This is a genomic window from Hyphomicrobiales bacterium, from assembly GCA_030688605.1.
Taxonomy (GTDB): Bacteria; Pseudomonadota; Alphaproteobacteria; order Rhizobiales; family NORP267; genus JAUYJB01.
The window spans coordinates 1-14,524 of sequence record JAUYJB010000142.1 but is presented as its reverse complement, the minus strand read 5'-3'; the positions used below and the strand labels follow the sequence as shown (position 1 = coordinate 14,524).

Annotated in this window: 16 protein-coding genes and 2 pseudogenes; 13 read left to right on the top strand and 5 right to left on the bottom strand. The window is 64.7% G+C overall.

The annotated features are described in order from the left end of the window. Positions 1–120: 120 nt before the first annotated feature. Positions 121–465: a hypothetical protein gene (locus Q8P46_14965; protein ID MDP2621446.1), complete on the bottom strand. Its 345-nt coding sequence runs from the start codon at positions 463–465 to the stop codon at positions 121–123. Continuing rightward, complete coding sequence (locus Q8P46_14960; GenBank protein MDP2621445.1) at positions 462–1,550, bottom strand: IS5 family transposase; 1,089 nt, start codon at positions 1,548–1,550, stop codon at positions 462–464. The genes Q8P46_14965 and Q8P46_14960 overlap by 4 nt, the downstream gene beginning before the upstream one ends. A 214-nt stretch (positions 1,551–1,764) precedes the next feature. Between Q8P46_14960 and Q8P46_14955 the strand changes: the two genes are divergently transcribed. The 10 genes and pseudogenes from Q8P46_14955 to Q8P46_14910 all read left to right on the top strand — a co-directional run bounded on the left by Q8P46_14955 (position 1,765) and on the right by Q8P46_14910 (position 9,214). Then, complete coding sequence (locus tag Q8P46_14955) at positions 1,765–2,250, top strand: tetratricopeptide repeat protein (protein ID MDP2621444.1); 486 nt, start codon at positions 1,765–1,767, stop codon at positions 2,248–2,250. A 375-nt stretch (positions 2,251–2,625) separates the two neighbouring features. Further along, a pseudogene (locus tag Q8P46_14950) lies at positions 2,626–2,715 on the top strand (twin-arginine translocation signal domain-containing protein). Continuing rightward, positions 2,692–3,207 carry a (2Fe-2S)-binding protein gene (locus tag Q8P46_14945; GenBank protein ID MDP2621443.1) on the top strand — a complete coding sequence of 172 codons (516 nt, stop codon included), beginning with the start codon at positions 2,692–2,694 and terminating at the stop codon, positions 3,205–3,207. Before Q8P46_14950 ends, Q8P46_14945 begins: the two are co-directional and overlap by 24 nt. 1 nt (position 3,208) lies before the next feature. After that, positions 3,209–5,611 carry a xanthine dehydrogenase family protein molybdopterin-binding subunit gene (locus Q8P46_14940; GenBank protein MDP2621442.1) on the top strand — a complete coding sequence of 801 codons (2,403 nt, stop codon included), beginning with the start codon at positions 3,209–3,211 and terminating at the stop codon, positions 5,609–5,611. 12 nt (positions 5,612–5,623) lie between these two features. Then, the gene (locus Q8P46_14935) at positions 5,624–6,619 is read left to right on the top strand and encodes a xanthine dehydrogenase family protein subunit M (protein MDP2621441.1); all 996 of its coding nucleotides are present in this window, start codon (positions 5,624–5,626) and stop codon (positions 6,617–6,619) included. A 16-nt stretch (positions 6,620–6,635) separates the two neighbouring features. Continuing rightward, positions 6,636–6,803, top strand: coding sequence for a hypothetical protein (locus tag Q8P46_14930; GenBank protein MDP2621440.1), 168 nt, complete (start codon positions 6,636–6,638; stop codon positions 6,801–6,803). Positions 6,804–6,827: 24 nt separating this feature from the next. After that, positions 6,828–7,547 (top strand): cytochrome b/b6 domain-containing protein, encoded by a 720-nt coding sequence (locus Q8P46_14925; protein ID MDP2621439.1) that lies wholly within the window; start codon positions 6,828–6,830, stop codon positions 7,545–7,547. Positions 7,548–7,588: 41 nt separating this feature from the next. Further along, entirely contained in the window at positions 7,589–7,987 is a 399-nt protein-coding gene (locus Q8P46_14920; GenBank protein ID MDP2621438.1) for a hypothetical protein, read from the top strand. Between the two features lie 7 nt (positions 7,988–7,994). After that, positions 7,995–8,906 (top strand): NAD(P)-dependent oxidoreductase, encoded by a 912-nt coding sequence (locus Q8P46_14915; protein ID MDP2621437.1) that lies wholly within the window; start codon positions 7,995–7,997, stop codon positions 8,904–8,906. Positions 8,907–9,022: 116 nt separating this feature from the next. Beyond that, positions 9,023–9,214 (top strand): annotated as a pseudogene (locus tag Q8P46_14910) (IS6 family transposase). Here Q8P46_14910 and Q8P46_14905 read toward each other — a convergent pair. Together Q8P46_14905 and Q8P46_14900 are read right to left on the bottom strand one after the other, a co-directional pair. Next, a complete protein-coding gene (locus Q8P46_14905; protein MDP2621436.1) occupies positions 9,154–9,471 on the bottom strand; it encodes a hypothetical protein in 318 nt (105 codons plus the stop codon). The pseudogene Q8P46_14910 and the gene Q8P46_14905 overlap by 61 nt on opposite strands. Then, positions 9,461–9,658: a hypothetical protein gene (locus Q8P46_14900; GenBank protein MDP2621435.1), complete on the bottom strand. Its 198-nt coding sequence runs from the start codon at positions 9,656–9,658 to the stop codon at positions 9,461–9,463. The genes Q8P46_14905 and Q8P46_14900 overlap by 11 nt, the downstream gene beginning before the upstream one ends. Before the next feature lie 915 nt (positions 9,659–10,573). Here Q8P46_14900 and Q8P46_14895 point away from each other — a divergent pair. The 3 genes from Q8P46_14895 (at position 10,574) to Q8P46_14885 (ending at position 14,158) form a co-directional block, all read left to right on the top strand. Next, a complete protein-coding gene (locus tag Q8P46_14895) occupies positions 10,574–12,250 on the top strand; it encodes a thiamine pyrophosphate-binding protein (protein MDP2621434.1) in 1,677 nt (558 codons plus the stop codon). 23 nt (positions 12,251–12,273) lie between these two features. Then, positions 12,274–13,374 carry an ornithine cyclodeaminase family protein gene (locus Q8P46_14890; GenBank protein ID MDP2621433.1) on the top strand — a complete coding sequence of 367 codons (1,101 nt, stop codon included), beginning with the start codon at positions 12,274–12,276 and terminating at the stop codon, positions 13,372–13,374. A 463-nt stretch (positions 13,375–13,837) separates the two neighbouring features. Beyond that, a complete protein-coding gene (locus Q8P46_14885; GenBank protein ID MDP2621432.1) occupies positions 13,838–14,158 on the top strand; it encodes a HigA family addiction module antitoxin in 321 nt (106 codons plus the stop codon). A 149-nt stretch (positions 14,159–14,307) separates the two neighbouring features. Here Q8P46_14885 and Q8P46_14880 read toward each other — a convergent pair. After that, positions 14,308–14,524: hypothetical protein (locus tag Q8P46_14880; protein MDP2621431.1), on the bottom strand; the 217-nt coding region annotated here is incomplete at its 5' end.

The following is a 14,524-nucleotide window of genomic DNA, read 5'->3' as shown; positions in this document are numbered from 1 at the left end:
CTCCGCAAGCACCAGTTCTCTTTCCTGAGGTCGTCCAATGCGCGCCATGATCCCCTCCCTGGCAGGAGCGAATCATGAATCCGTTCGCAAGATATGTAAATTTATTAATGGGACAGAACACTAGCAGGCTGTTGAAGAATTCACACGTTCGGCTTTGAGGATGGCCTCGTCGCCGAGGTGGTATGCGAACTCGACCTCGATCGAGCCATCGTCGAGCAGCTCGGCCGATCCGGAGCCTTTCACCTCGTCCATCTCGTCGAAGCCTTCCCAGGTGAAGAAGACCATGGACCGGCTGTATTCGAGCTCGAGGCCGGCCTGCATCGCGCCGAAGGCGATCTCGCCCCGGCCGTCGGCGCGGATGGTGATCGTGGCGGGTTCAACCAGATCGAGATGGTCGCGATCCCACAGATCGGCCTCGACGATGCGCCATCGACCGATCAGCCGGCAGCCGGCCGGGCCGGTCATGTCGGTGCCTCCATCAGCTTCGGCAATCGCACCAGATTGTAGGCCGCGGCCGCGAAGGTGAAGGCGAAGCCGACACGGACGACGCCCCGGAACCGGGTCTTGTTCTGGCCGGCCACGGTCTTGATCCAGCCGAACGCCTCCTCGATGCGCTTGCGGATGCGCTGGCTGACGGCGTAGCCGCCGTGCCGGGTGGTGCGTCCGTCGATCGCCGATCGTCGGCCGTTGGTGTGCTGCGCCACATGCGGCGTTATCCCCATCGAGCGCAGTTCGTTGACGAAGTCCTCGGCGTCGAAGCCTTTGTCCCCGCCAAGTGTGATCCGCCGCGGCCGGTCGGCATGAGGCTCGATCATGTGAAGCGCCGCCACCCGCTCGGCATGCCCGTCGGCCGGCGTCAGGCACGTGCCGACGAGAAGGCCGAAGCGGTTCTCCATCAAGCCGTGCCCCATGAAGCACAGCTTGGCCTCCTTGCCCGCCCCCTTGCGATAAAGCCTGGCATCGGGATCGGTGCTCGAGACGTGGGTTTCGTTCGACCGCTTCCGGCCGCGGAAGTCCGCTTCCCGGTTGCGCCCGCCGCCCGTCGGCGGCTCGTCTGAACCATCCCGCGGCTTGAAGCTCTTCATCGACGCCCAGGCCTCGATCAGCGTACCGTCGACCGAGAAGTGATCGGTGGACAAAAGCTTCTTCACCCGCGGCTGGGCCAGCACAGCGGCCAGGAACTTCGCCGCAATGTCGCCTTCGAGCAGCCGGTCGCGGTTCTTCGAAAACGTTGAATGGTTCCAGGCCGGATCATCCACCCCGAGCCCCACGAACCACCTGAACAGCAGATCGAACTCCAGCCGCTCCATCAACTGCCGCTCCGAGCGGATCGAATAGAACGCCTGCAGCAGCATCGCCCGCAGCAGCTTCTCCGGCGCGAGCGATGGTCGGCCGATCCGCGCGTAGAGCCGCGCAAAATCAACCTCCAACGCCGCAAGCGCCTCGTTCACAATGACCCGGATCACCAGCAGCGGATGGTCCCGACGAACCCGCGCCTCAAGGTCCACGTAGGAGAACAGCTCCCCCGTACGATCGTCCGTGCCCCGCACCATCACCCCCGGTTTGCTTCGATTTGCATCAACCGAGTGAATCACGATAGCGATCAAGCCGCGAGCCCCTTTTTCAACAGCCTGCTAAAGAAGGTTTTTGGAAGGGACAAATCGGATGCGGGCCCGGCAGGTCCGGCCGCGGGATGCATCCCCAAGTTGAGAGCGGGCGGAAGACCTGATATCGGTTGTTGCGCGTTACGCGGGAGTCAGTCACATGAAGGCCGGCTTTTGGGCATTAATCCTGAACGCGGCGGTGCTGATTTCGCCGGCGCCCGCCGTGGCGCAGGATTTCGACGCCGGCCTCAGCGCCTATAACATTGCTGATTATGCCACGGCGTTCGGTAACTGGTGGCCGCTGTCGATGCGCGGGGATGGCAAGTCCCAGGCCGCTCTCGGCTACCTCTATTTCAAGGGTCTGGGCGTCGGCCAGAACGCTTCGACGGCTGCGCTTTGGTTCAACCGCGCCGCCGACAAGGGCCAGCCGACCGCCCAGTTCTTCCTCGGCACGCTCTATCTGGAAGGCCGTGGGGTCAGCCGGGACTTCGCGAGGGCGTATATGTGGTGCGACCTTGCCCTATCCAACGGCTTTCCCGCCGGGCTTGCTTGCCGCGATGAGGCGGCCCTGCGGATGGACGCGGAGGATTTCGTGCGCTCCTCGCACATGACAGTGGAATGGCGCCGCGCGCATCAAAGCCGCTAGGGACGGCTCAGAGCCCACAAACCTTTGATTTGTCCGCGTAGTCTATTGATTTGTCCGCGTAGTCTATCCTCTATCTTTCTCGCCCCACCCCGTTTCTTGTCGAAAAATGCCGTCGGCGACGGCATTTCCAGTTGCACATACTATCGAATTGATCCAATCTAATTCCGAGGCGGCGTCCCATCATCAAGATGAAAAAAGCCGTCCGGCCGGCCCGAGTGGAGGCTCGCGCCGCCATGGTTGAGGAAAAGCTCAAGGGAGACGGCAATGTCGGGATTCTCTCCCCCGTTGCTCGACGACACGGTCGTGCAAGACGGAAATCCTGTTGACGATCCAGGGAATGCCAACCAACCGCTGAGCGAGATTGCTCGGGCGCGGATGTCGAGGCGCAACTTCATCAAAGGGGTCATCGCATCGGGCGCCACCGTGGCAGCCATGGGCTACATGTTCCGTGGCGGCGTGATCTCCCCGGCCCGCGCCCAACCCGGCGCGGTCGAGAGGCTGATCAGCTTGAAGGTCAACGGTCAGGTGCGCCGGGTGGACGTGCTGCCCTATGAGACACTTGCCAACACGCTGCGCTACAAGCTCGGCCTCACCGGCACCAAGCTCGGCTGCGACCGCGGCGAATGCGGCGCCTGCACGGTGACGGTCGACGACATCGCCTATTATTCCTGCACCACGCTGACTCACTCGGTTCGCGACCGGGAGATCACGACGGTGGAGGGCTTGGCGGGTCCCGATGGCCAGCTTCATCCGGTGCAGGCGGCATTCGTCGAGGAGCTGGGTCCGCAATGCGGCTACTGCACACCCGGCCAGATCATGTCCGCCGTGGCGCTGCTGAAATCCAACCCGAAGCCGACCGTCGAAGAGGCGCGTCTGGCGATGTCCGGCAATCTGTGCCGGTGCGGCGCCTACGACCACTATCTGAAATCGGTCATGCGTGCTGCTGGGGAGGCGTAAGATGGCTTACAAACTGCTCGGTCAGAATTTCCTTCCTCCGGACGTCCACGCCAAGGTCACCGGCCAGGCGAAATACGCGGAGGATTTCGTCGCGGAAGGCATGCTGCACGCAAAGCTCCTGTTGAGCCCGATGCCGCACGCCCGCGTGCGCAATATCGACACCTCCAAGGCGATGGCCATGGACGGCGTCGTGGCGATCATCACCGCCGACGACGTGCCGTCCTTCCCGCCGCCGCAAAATCCGATCCTCACCAACGAGCCGCACTATGTCGGTGAGCCGATTCTCGCCGTCGCCGCCGAAAGCGAGGAGATCGCGGCCGCCGCGATCGAGGCGATCGAGGTCGATCTGGAGCAGCTGCCCTTCACGGTGGATCCGCTCGACAGCCTGTTCCCCGGCGGACCGAACGCGCGCGAGGGCGGCAACGTCGCCAATGTGCGGCTCGATCTGCAGACGATCAAATGGGAGGCGACGGACTTCGCCACCAGCAAAAAGGACGAGCTGCCGAAGGGTCGTCCGGCCGAGGAGTGGTCTTACGGCGATCTGGAGGCCGGCTTCGCCAAGGCAAAGGTGGTGATCGAGGAGAGCTTCGTCACCGCCGGCGTATCGCACCACTCCATGGAGTCCCGCTCGGCGCTGGCCTATTGGCAGAATGGCAAGTGCTACGTTCACGGCTCCTCGCAGAGCCAGTCCTTCGTCGTTCCGGGCCTGGCGAACTATATCGGCATCAAGCCGAACGAGCTGGTTTTCGTCGCCGAGTTCTGCGGCGGCGGCTTCGGCTCCAAGGGCACTCCCTATCCGCTGCCCGCGATCCCGGCCCACCTTTCCAAGAAGGCCGGCCGGCCGGTGATGATGCGGGTCAGCCGCGAGGAGGAATATTTCCTCGGATCGGGCCGGCCCGCCTTCCAGGGCTGGGCGAAGATCGGCTTTGCCGAGAACGGTCGTATCACCGCGTTCGACATGTATGTCGTGCAGGACAACGGCCCGAATATCGGCTTCTGGGACTTCCGCAATTCCGGCCATACCGTCTCGATCGTCTACCAGCCGGAGGCGATGCGCTGGCGCGGCATCTCGGTCCTGACCAACACGCCGCCGCGCGGCCCGCAGCGCGGACCGGGCGAGAATCAGACGGCGCTCGCCATTGAGCCCTTGATCGACAAGGGGGCGAAGGAACTCGGGCTCGACCGGATGGAGGTCCGCCGGATCAATGCGCCCGACAATGACGGCAAGGAGGGCGAGGAGCAGGGTCCGCTGACCAGCGCCTACCTCAAGGATGCGCTCGACAAGGGCGCCGAGTTGTTCAACTGGGAGGAGAAGAAGCAGCTCTCCGGCCAGCGCAACGGTAGCAAGGTGATCGGCGTCGGGGTCGGCTCTGCCTACCATTCCGCCGGCTCCAGCGGCTTCGACGGGCTGGTGCGGATCACGCCCGACGGCAAGCTGCACGTGCACACCGGCGTCGGCAATCTCGGCACCTATTCCTATGCCGGTACGTCCCGCGTCGCCGCCGAGGTGCTCGGCTACGACTGGGACAATGTGATCCTGGAGCGCGGCCGGTCCGACAAACACCTGCCGTGGAACCTCGGCCAGTTCGGGTCCAACACGTCCTTCACCATGACCCGCACCAACTATGTCGCGGCCACGGACGCCAAGCAGAAGCTGCTGGAAATCGCCGCACAGGACCTGGGCGGCGCGCCGGAGGACTACGACCTGCAGGACGAGAAGGTGGTGTCCAAGTCGGACCCGGCGAAATCGATGAGCTTCGCCGATGCCGCCAGGCGGGCGGTCGAACTTGGCGGCAAATACAGCGGCCAGGAAATCCCCGAGGACATCAACCCGATGACCCGGGCTTCGGTTCAGGCCCTGGCGGGAAGCGGCCTCATCGGCGTCGCCAAGGACACGTTGCCCCAGCAGGGGCATACCCCGGCGCTTGCGGCGGGCTACATCCTGATCGAGCTCGATATAGAGACCGGCGGCGTGGAGATCAAGGAATATGTCGGCGTTGCCGACTGCGGCACCGTCATCCACCCGCAGAGCCTCTCCACGCAGGTGTCCGGCGGCGCTACGATGGGCTTCGGCCTCGCGACAACGGAGCGCATTGTCTATGACCCGGCGCTCGGCCTGCCGGCCAACGTCCAGCTCGACCAGGCCAAGCCCTTTACCTATCTCGACGTCCCCGTCGACATGAAGTGGGCGGCCGTGGAGCAGCCGGACCGGGCCAATCCGGTCGGCGCCAAGGGCATCGGCGAGCCGCTGGAGGGTTGCGCCGGGGCGGCGCTGATCTGCGCCATCTCCGACGCGCTCGGCGGTCATTACTTCAACCGCACGCCGGTGGTCCGGGACATGATCATCAACGCGCTGGCGGACAATCCGCAGTCCTACCAGCCGCTCAGCGTCAATACGATGTGAGGGAGGACAGTCATGCTGATCAAGGACGTCATTCCCGGATTCGAGCTCTACCAGCCTTCAACCATAGACGACGCGCTGACGCTGCTCGGCGAGCACGGGAAGAAAGCCTGGAAGATCGCCGGCGGCAATGACAGCCTGTCCTGGTTCAAGGACCGGGCGAAACGGCCGGAGGTGGTCATAGATCTCACCGGCATTGCCGAGATGAAGGGCATCCGGGCGACCGATGAGGGCATCGAAATCGGGGCGCTGACCTCGCTCACCGAAATCGAGCGGGACCCGATGATCAAGGAGAAGTACCGGGTCCTGGCGGATGCCGCCGGCAAGGTGGCGAGCCCCCAGATTCGCAATTCCGGCACCATCGGCGGAAACCTCAACCAGGACACCCGCTGCTGGTACTACCGCGCCGGTCTGCCCTGCTATCGGGCCGGCGGCAATACCTGCTTCGCCGACACCCCCGAAGCCATGAACCGCGAGCACACCATTTTCGATGCCAATCGATGCGTTGCCGTGACACCCTCGGATCTTGCGCCGGTCATGGTGGTACTTGACGCCAAGATGGTGCTGCGCAAGGCGGGCAGCGAGCGTGTCGTCGACGCGGAGGACTTTTTCATCGGGCCTGCCATCGACATCACCCGCATGACGGTGGTGGAACCCGACGAAATGCTGGTCGCGGTCCGGATTCCCGGCGATTGGGCCGGCGCCAAGTTCTACTTCGAGAAGGTGACCGACCGCCAGACCTGGGACTTCCCGCTGGTCAATGTCGCCGCCGCACTGAAGGTCAGCAACGGCGTGGTAGAACGGGCGCGCGTGGCCTGCGGCGGTGTGGAGTGCACGCCGCGGCGGATCACGGCCGCCGAGCAGGTGGTCACCGGCAAGACCGTCAATGAGGGCCTCATCCGGGCCGCCGGTCAGACTTCGACGCGCGGAGCGCGGCCGCTGAACTTCAACCATTTCAAGGTGCCGCTGATGGCCAACCTCGTGATGAGGGCCATCCGCAACGCCGCTTGAAGGCGCGGCAGGCAACATGGAGTGGGTCCGGGTCAGCCGTGGCGTATACAGCCAGAGCGAGCTCGTCGGGGCTGCCTGGGACCCGCTCTATCTTTTCGTCCTCGCCGGGGTGGCCTTCGTCATCTTGCACGCGCTCTACAAGGCGTTCTTGAGACCGAAGCCAGCCGCGGCACAGAAAGACTGAACCTAAGCGGATTTAACAGAACAGATGGCGGTTTCCAGTATCGGTTCCGGCCAGGATTACACGCGTCCCGACCGCCTCCTCAGGCACCGGTTGGCTGACCGGCTGTTCCATTGGATCATGGCGGTATCGGTGTTGGTGCTGGTCGTGACCGCATTCCTGCCGATCCTCGGCTTCAAGTTCAACTGGGTGCCGACCCATTGGATCACGGGGCTGGTGCTGACCGTTGTGACGCTGTTCCATATCGTCCGGGCGAGCATCTGGCAGAGCCTCGGCTCGATTGTCCCCGGCCCGCGCGACGTTGTCGACGGCTGGCGCATCGTCCGCCGCGCGCTGGTCGACCGGGCGGCGCCCCCGGTCCGTCAGGGCAAATATTCTGTCGCCCAGAAGCTTTATCATCTCGGTATCACCGTGCTGGTGCTGCTGATCATCGCCACGGGCCTCTTGATGCTGGCCAAGATCGACACCGAGCTGTGGCAGCGCAATCCCTACTTCCTGTCCTCCTATAGCTGGGGCCTGATCTATGTCATTCACGGCTATGCCAGCATGGCCTTGCTCAGCGGGCTGATCATCCATGTCTATTTCGCGCTCAGGCCGGAAAAGCTGTTCTTCACCCGATCGATGATCGTCGGGTGGATCACGCGCCGGGAATATCGTGATACCTTCGATCCCGCCCGCTGGTCGGCCGAGCAGGAGGAGCCTGCCGCCGAGACCGTTCCCGCGCGTTCGCAGGAACCGGCCGAATAGCCTCACTCTCACGAGTTTCAAGAAGAGAGCGGATCAAACGAATGAGCAGCAAGCCAAGCGTGGCCGAACGAATCGACGCGATCGAATCGGCCTATGAGTTCATGCTCGCCTATGCGGCGCAGGGCCGGCGCGGCACGGAGGGCGGGCCGTCGGACGAAATCCGCGACTATCTGGAGCGCTTCCAGGGGGCGCTCGAGGGGCTGGGCGCGGCTTGCAAGGCGGCTGTCGGCGAGGGCTCCGGCGCGGCGGCGCTCGCGCGGTTCCTGCCGACGCTCGATGCCGATGCCGAGAAGGCCGGCGCCGCGATCGGCCTCGTCACCGCGCAGGCCGCTATCAGCTCGCAGAAGATCGACAATCTCAACGCGTCGCTGCATGTCCGCACGCTTCTGACCGACATGTTCCTGGTCAGCGGCATGCTGCCCGAAGATGAGGCCCTGTAGGCTCGCCATGGCGGAGTTCTCTCTCGGCATCGTCGGGCTCGGCACAATGGGCGGGCCCATCGCCAAGCGTTTGGAAAATGAGGGCTTCGCGCCCCAGGTCGCCGATCCCAACCCGCAGACGCTGCAATATTACGTGGCCCAGGGCGGCGCCAGCCCGGCGGCGACGCCGCTCAATCTGGCGCAGCTCTCGCAGGTCATCCTGCTGGTTCTGCCGGATGACGCCGCGCTCCGCGAGGCGGTGAGCGGGCCGAACGGCATTATCCACGGCCTCAAGCCCAATGCCCTGGTCATCGACATGAGCGGCACGGCGCCGCAGACCGGTGCGGCGCTGTCGCGGGCCCTGGTGTCGCAAGGCGCGCACTGGGTCGAGGCTGTCCCGGTCGGATCGCCGAAGGACGCCGTGGCCGGATCGCTCAAGATCCTGGTCGCGGGCCGGACCGGGCCGGTCGAGCGCGCCATGCCGGTGCTCGAGGCGTTGGCGGATCAGGTGATCCGCACCGGACCGGTCGGCACGGCTGCATTGGCCAAGTCGCTCGCGGGCGCGCTTGCGGGATTGAATCTGGTGGCTACGGTCGAGGCGATGATCGTCTGCAAACGCCTCGGCCTGCAGCCCCAGGCCGCGATCGAGGTGCTGACCACCGTCTCCCCGACGCCGGGCGCTCTGCCGGATGCATTCGCGGAGCAAGTCCTCTCCAGACGGTTCGGCTCCGGTTATTCGCTTGCCGGGCTGCTGCGCGATATCGACCGTATCCAGGACGCGGCCCGCCATTCTGGCACGCCCGCCCCCCTGCTTGCGGCCACGCGCGAGATTTTCGCGGCGGCGAAGCTCAATGTGGAGACCTCGGATGATCATACCGAGGTGGTCCGCTGGCTTGAACGCATCGCCAAGACGGAGCTCGACGCCGGCGCGCCTGACTAGATGGGTTTGTGTCAACGGCGGAATAAAAACCGGCCAAGCGGCGGCGGAAAAGTCGGCCAGGCTGTGTCAGAGAAAACTGGCTTGAGCCGGTGGGGCGGTTTTCGTAGCGTCTGGGGATGAGAAATCCGTTCCGCTATTTCAACACTTTGCCTGAGATCATCCGCCTCGCGGTCATAATGTATGTCCGCTTTCCGCTGTCGTTGCGGTAGGTTGAAGATCTGCTCCATGAACGCGGCATCGACATCAGCTATGAAACGGTACGGGCCTGGTGGAACCGGTTCGGACCGATGTTTGCGGCCGAGATCAGAAGGAGGCGGTCAGCGTCGATGCGGCGCATGCCGCAAATGGGTGTAAATTCGCGCGCAACACCGCCCGCCGCCGAGCGACCGAGGTCATCATCGACCGTATCGATACGAGACCAGCCCAGCGCCGTCAGGCGATCACGCATGGCATATTGCAGGGCGCTGCTCTCGCGATTGTGGAGGACCTGATGGGCGGAGGACTGCCGCACATACAAGATAGCCTTGCGCTCCAGGTGGTGCGGCCTGATCTTCTCAGACATCATGACGCATCTCCTTCCGTTCCGGAGTGCGATCGCCGTCGGCATGGTCGAGGATCAGGCGGACCATCAGCTTCGTTAGCACCTGGCGCGTCTCCACAGGCAGCGCCTGCCATTGCGGCGTCTGCGCCGCCTCGGCGTCGTGCGGGTTGGAGAACAGATCGAACTGATATGTCTTGGGCGGGTGTGGCATGGACATCTCCCCGATTTGAGTCGTGAGAGCCCAATGCTGCGCTTAAATCCCGCATTTGAGATGGCGGGTCCGAGCAAGGCATCGCATCCTGTAGCAGCATCGCCAAAGCGCGGAGCGCAGCAACATCAACATGGGGAACAGCGCCGACCCGCCACGTCGCGCTGGCTGCACGATCGAACATCCAGGCCGGAACCTCCAGCCACCGATCGGATGCCCACCCAGAGAGGCTGCAGCGGAAAACCTCCCGGCCAGCCTTCTCGATCACCTCATGAACGTGAACTTGGCATCCGGCCCATGGATGCCGCGGATAAAGAAGTTCGCGCTTCTCGGTCCTGTGGGCGTTCCGTCGTCGTGTTGTACAACACCGAGCGGCCCCACTCGGCGCTGGCCGGCCGGACGCCGGCGGAAGCCTACGCGGCCGGGCGGCCTGTGGAGATGATGGACAAGGCTCGCGCCTTGCCCACATCCCCACAGGCTCAGCAGCATCGGCAGGACGTGGTAAACAGGATTCTGGCGGCATGATCAGAAACCGGAATACACCTTAACCAGGCCGCCAACCTGTCCAATGAAGTGGGACCACCTCAAAATTCATCGTCGCCACATAGATCCATCATGTCACGTTAACGGCCGGAACCCCCAACCAAGCCCCAAAAGATTCAGCTTCTTGATTGTAAAAGTATCGAAAGCGGGAGAGCGGCCGGAGTCGAATTCTACTAACCATCGGACGCAACTGACGCAAGAAGATCGTTTGCATTCCGCGTTAGTGAGACGTCAAGCATTCGTAGACTTCATGGGGATGGGGCGTGCGCCTGCGACAAAGGGAGAATGCCATGACGCAAGGCGCGAGCGACGCCGAACGACCCATCGACGCGGGGCAGTTCAAGTTGGGATGGGGCAGCTGACGTCATCGCCACCATGCTGCGCCGCCTCGGCATCGACCATATCGCGCTCAATCCAGGGGCCAGCTATCGCGGGCTGCACGACAGCCTGGTCAACTTTCTCGGCAATCGCGATCCGGAGATCCTGGTCGCCTTGCACGAGGAAAACGCGGTGGCGATCGCCCACGGCTATGCCAAGGTAACCGAACGGGCGATGGCCGTGGCGGTACACTCGAATGTCGGGCTGATGCACGGCTCCATGGCGATCTTCAACGCTTGGTGCGACCGGGCGCCGATGCTGATCCTCGGCGCGACGGGGCCGATGGATGCGACACGGCGCCGGCCCTGGATCGAATGGATCCACACGGCGAAGGACCAGGCGGCGATGATCCGCAATTTCATCAAATGGGACGACGAGCCGGGCTCGGCGCAGGCGGCCGTCGAGTCCCTGTTGCGGGGCTGGCAGATCACCCACAGGGCGCCGCGCGCCCCGGTCTATCTCTGTTTCGATGTCGCGCTGCAAGAGGACCCGGTCGAAGCGGAGTTCAAATTTCCGGCGCTTGAACGGTTCGACCCCGGCGAAGTGCCGGTCCCCTCGCCGGAGAGCCTCGCTCGGGCGGCGGATCTGCTGGCGAATGCGCGCCGTCCCCTGATCCTGGCGGGCCGCGTCTCCCGCGATCCCGAAGACTGGCAGCGGCGCGTGCGCCTCGCCGAGCTGCTGGGCGCCCGGGTGCTGACGGACCTGAAGGTTGCCGCCGCTTTCCCGACGGATCACCCGCTCCACGCCGCGCCCGCCGGCATTCGTCTCGGCGCCCCGGCGCAGGAGTATGTGCGGCGGGCCGACGTGATCCTCGGCCTCGATTGGGTCGATCCGGGCGGCACGTTCGAGGCGGTGTTCGGCAGCGCGTCGCCGCCGGCGAAATTCATCAATTGCACGGTGGACTACGGCCTGCACAATGGCTGGTCGATGGATTATTTCGCCCTGCCGGCGGCCGACGTGGCGCTCAATGTGGAGCCGGACATGGCGGTGAGATCGCTGCTGCCGGAGGTCGAAAGGCGCCTTGCCGCGGCCGCGAAGAAGGCATCGGATTGGCCGGCGGAGACCGCGAAGAAACCTGCAAATTCCACCGGAAACGCAAACAAAATCAACTACCACGCCATCGGGGCCGCGCTGACGCGGGCCTTGGCCGGGCGGCCGGCGAGCATCGTCAAGCTGCCGCTGCGCTGGCCCGGCGACGCGCTGACTTTCCGCGGGCCGCTCGACTATGTCGGCGGCGACGGGGGAGGCGGCGTCGGCACCGGGCCGGGGCTGGCGGTGGGGGCGGCGCTGGCGCTGAAGGGCACCGGGCGGCTTTCCGTGGCGATCATGGGCGACGGCGACTGCCTGATGGGGGTGACGGCGCTGTGGACGGCGCGCAAATACGCCATCCCGCTATTGCTCGTCGTCGCCAATAACCGCAGCTATTTCAACGATGTACGCCACCAGGAGCACGTCGCCGAAGCGCGCGGCCGGCCGGTCGAGAACCGCTGGATCGGCCAGCGCATCGACGATCCCGCCCCCGATCTCGCCACCGTCGCGAAAGGATTCGGATGGACATCCGTCGGGCCTCTCAGCGCGGAATCCTCGTTGTTCGACGCGTTTGAACGCGGTTTGAGCGCGGTTGAGCGCGGTGAGTGTTGGCTGATCGACGTTCACATAGAAGGCGGCGGGTAAATCCGCCGGGGAGGACCAAGAAGATGCTGTTCATCCATAACGACGTGGTCGAGACGGTCCTGACCATGGCCGACTGCATCGACGCCCTGGAAAAAGCGTTCCGCCAGATCCCGAGCGGCGGGGCGATCCACCGGCCGCGCATCGACATGTATGTGCCGTGCGAGCGCGACGACGGCTATTACCGCTGGGGCACGATGGAAGGCGCCAACGACGGGATCTTCGCCATCCGCATGAAGTCCGACGTCATGACCTGGCCGCGCGACGCGGCGGGCAACCCGCGGGAGAACAAATATTGCGTCCAGCCGGGCACCTTCTGCGGCCTGATCATGCTGTTCAGCACCCGGAACGGCGAGCCGCTGGCGCTGATCAATGACGGCGTGCTGCAGCATATGCGGGTGGGCGCGGGCGCCGGCATCGGGGCCAAGCATCTCGCGCGCCGCGACGCCGCCACGGTCGGCATGCTCGGCTCCGGCGGCATGGCGCGCACCTTTCTCGAGGCGTTTTGCACGGTGCGGGACATCCGTTCGGTCAAGGTCTACAGCCCGACGCGCGAGAACCGCGAGCAATATGCCAGGGAAATGAGCGAAAAACTCGCCATCGAGGCGATCCCGGTGGACAGCGCGCGGGAGGCGGTCCGCGGCGTCGACATCTTGTCGACCTGCACCGACTCCATGGCGCCGACCTTCGAGGCCGACTGGCTGGAGCCCGGCATGCATGTGTCGATGCTCGGCCCGGCGGAGATCAGCCAGGCGGCGCTTTCGCGCTTCGACGTCAAGGTACGGCAGGGCGCGGGCGGGCTGAAGCTCGAGGAAGGCGAGCGCGTCCTGTCGGAGATCGGGCACAGCCCCGTCGCCTTTGTCGCCGGCAGCGCGGAGGAGATGAAGCGGCTGCCGCCGCAGACGAAATCGGTGGGGTTTGGCGGCGACTTTCCGGACTACTGCGATCTGGTGGAAGGGCGGGCCGTCGGCCGCGAGAACGACCGGCAGATCACTTTCTACCACAATATGGGCAATCAGGGGCTGCAGTTCTCCGCCGCCGGCGGCTTGGTCTACCGCAAGGCCAAAGAGCTCGGCCTCGGGCGCAGCCTGCCCACCGAGTGGTTTTTGCAGGACATCCGCGACTGAGGGCCGGAGCCCAGGACGGGGCAGCGGCCAAGCGACGTTTAATCGATCGATTGATTAAACCGCGCGCCCGCGGGCGCTGAAAAGACGGACCGGAGAGCAGTTTAATCAATCGATCGATTAAATCCGCCGCGCGGGCGGAATGCGGGAGGGCGAACGCGGGTGCCGGGAACAAGAACGGCATCCATCCCGGACAAGCGGCGACACCCCTTCATCGTCGTGCCCCGGCTCGACTGAGCCAAAAATCGTCGTTCCCGAGAAGTCGGGAACCCATTGGCCCGAGCCAGGGGCGGCGCGCTGGCCGAAGGCGAGACCGGGGGGCGGGGCGAGGGATGGGGGATGGTGAAGAGGCAAGACGGTTCGCGCAATGCGATGGGTTTCGCTGGCGCTCAACCCATCCTACGGCCTACGATTTAGAACCTGCGTCCGCGTCGATTTCGAGCAGTATCACTAAAGGAGCCGAACCATGGCCGAATATGCCGCCAGGCGCGACCCGAACCGGTGCCCGACGCATCCCGGCGAATTGCTGCGCGAGGTGATCCCCGCGACCGGCAGGACCAAGACCGAGATCGCCGCCCTTCTCGGCATTTCCCGCCAGCACCTTTACGACATCCTGGCCGAGCGCAAGCCGGTGTCGCCGGGCGTGGCGGTCCGCCTCGGCAAGCTGTTCGGCGACGGGGCCGGCGTCTGGGTGCGCATGCAGCGTGCCCACGATACCTGGCATGCCGAACGCGCACTGGCCGCCGAGATCAGGAAAATACCGACGCTGAAGCCGGCTGCGGCGTGAGCGTCCCCAAGGCGGCGACCCGGAACGCGATGCGGGATTCAGGGCCGTAGCTTGAATGAAAAACGGGACAAAGCGGCAAGGCCGGTATGCGGATTACGCTGCCGTTCCGTCCGGCGTCGAGCCATCGACAAACGCCGTCCCCCCCGCCCCTACCTGAACTCCAGCGGCATGAAGGGCAGCGGCACGCCGAGCAGCTTGTAGAAGCCCAGATAGACCACCGCCAGCGTCGCCAGGAGGTACACGCCGGATTCGATCCATCCCCGTCCGTGGGTTTTCAGATAAAGGAACACGTAGAGCGGCAGTCCGGCGACATAGCCGAACAGGAAGATCGCCGGCAGGATCGCCAGCGTCCAGAGCATGCCGGGG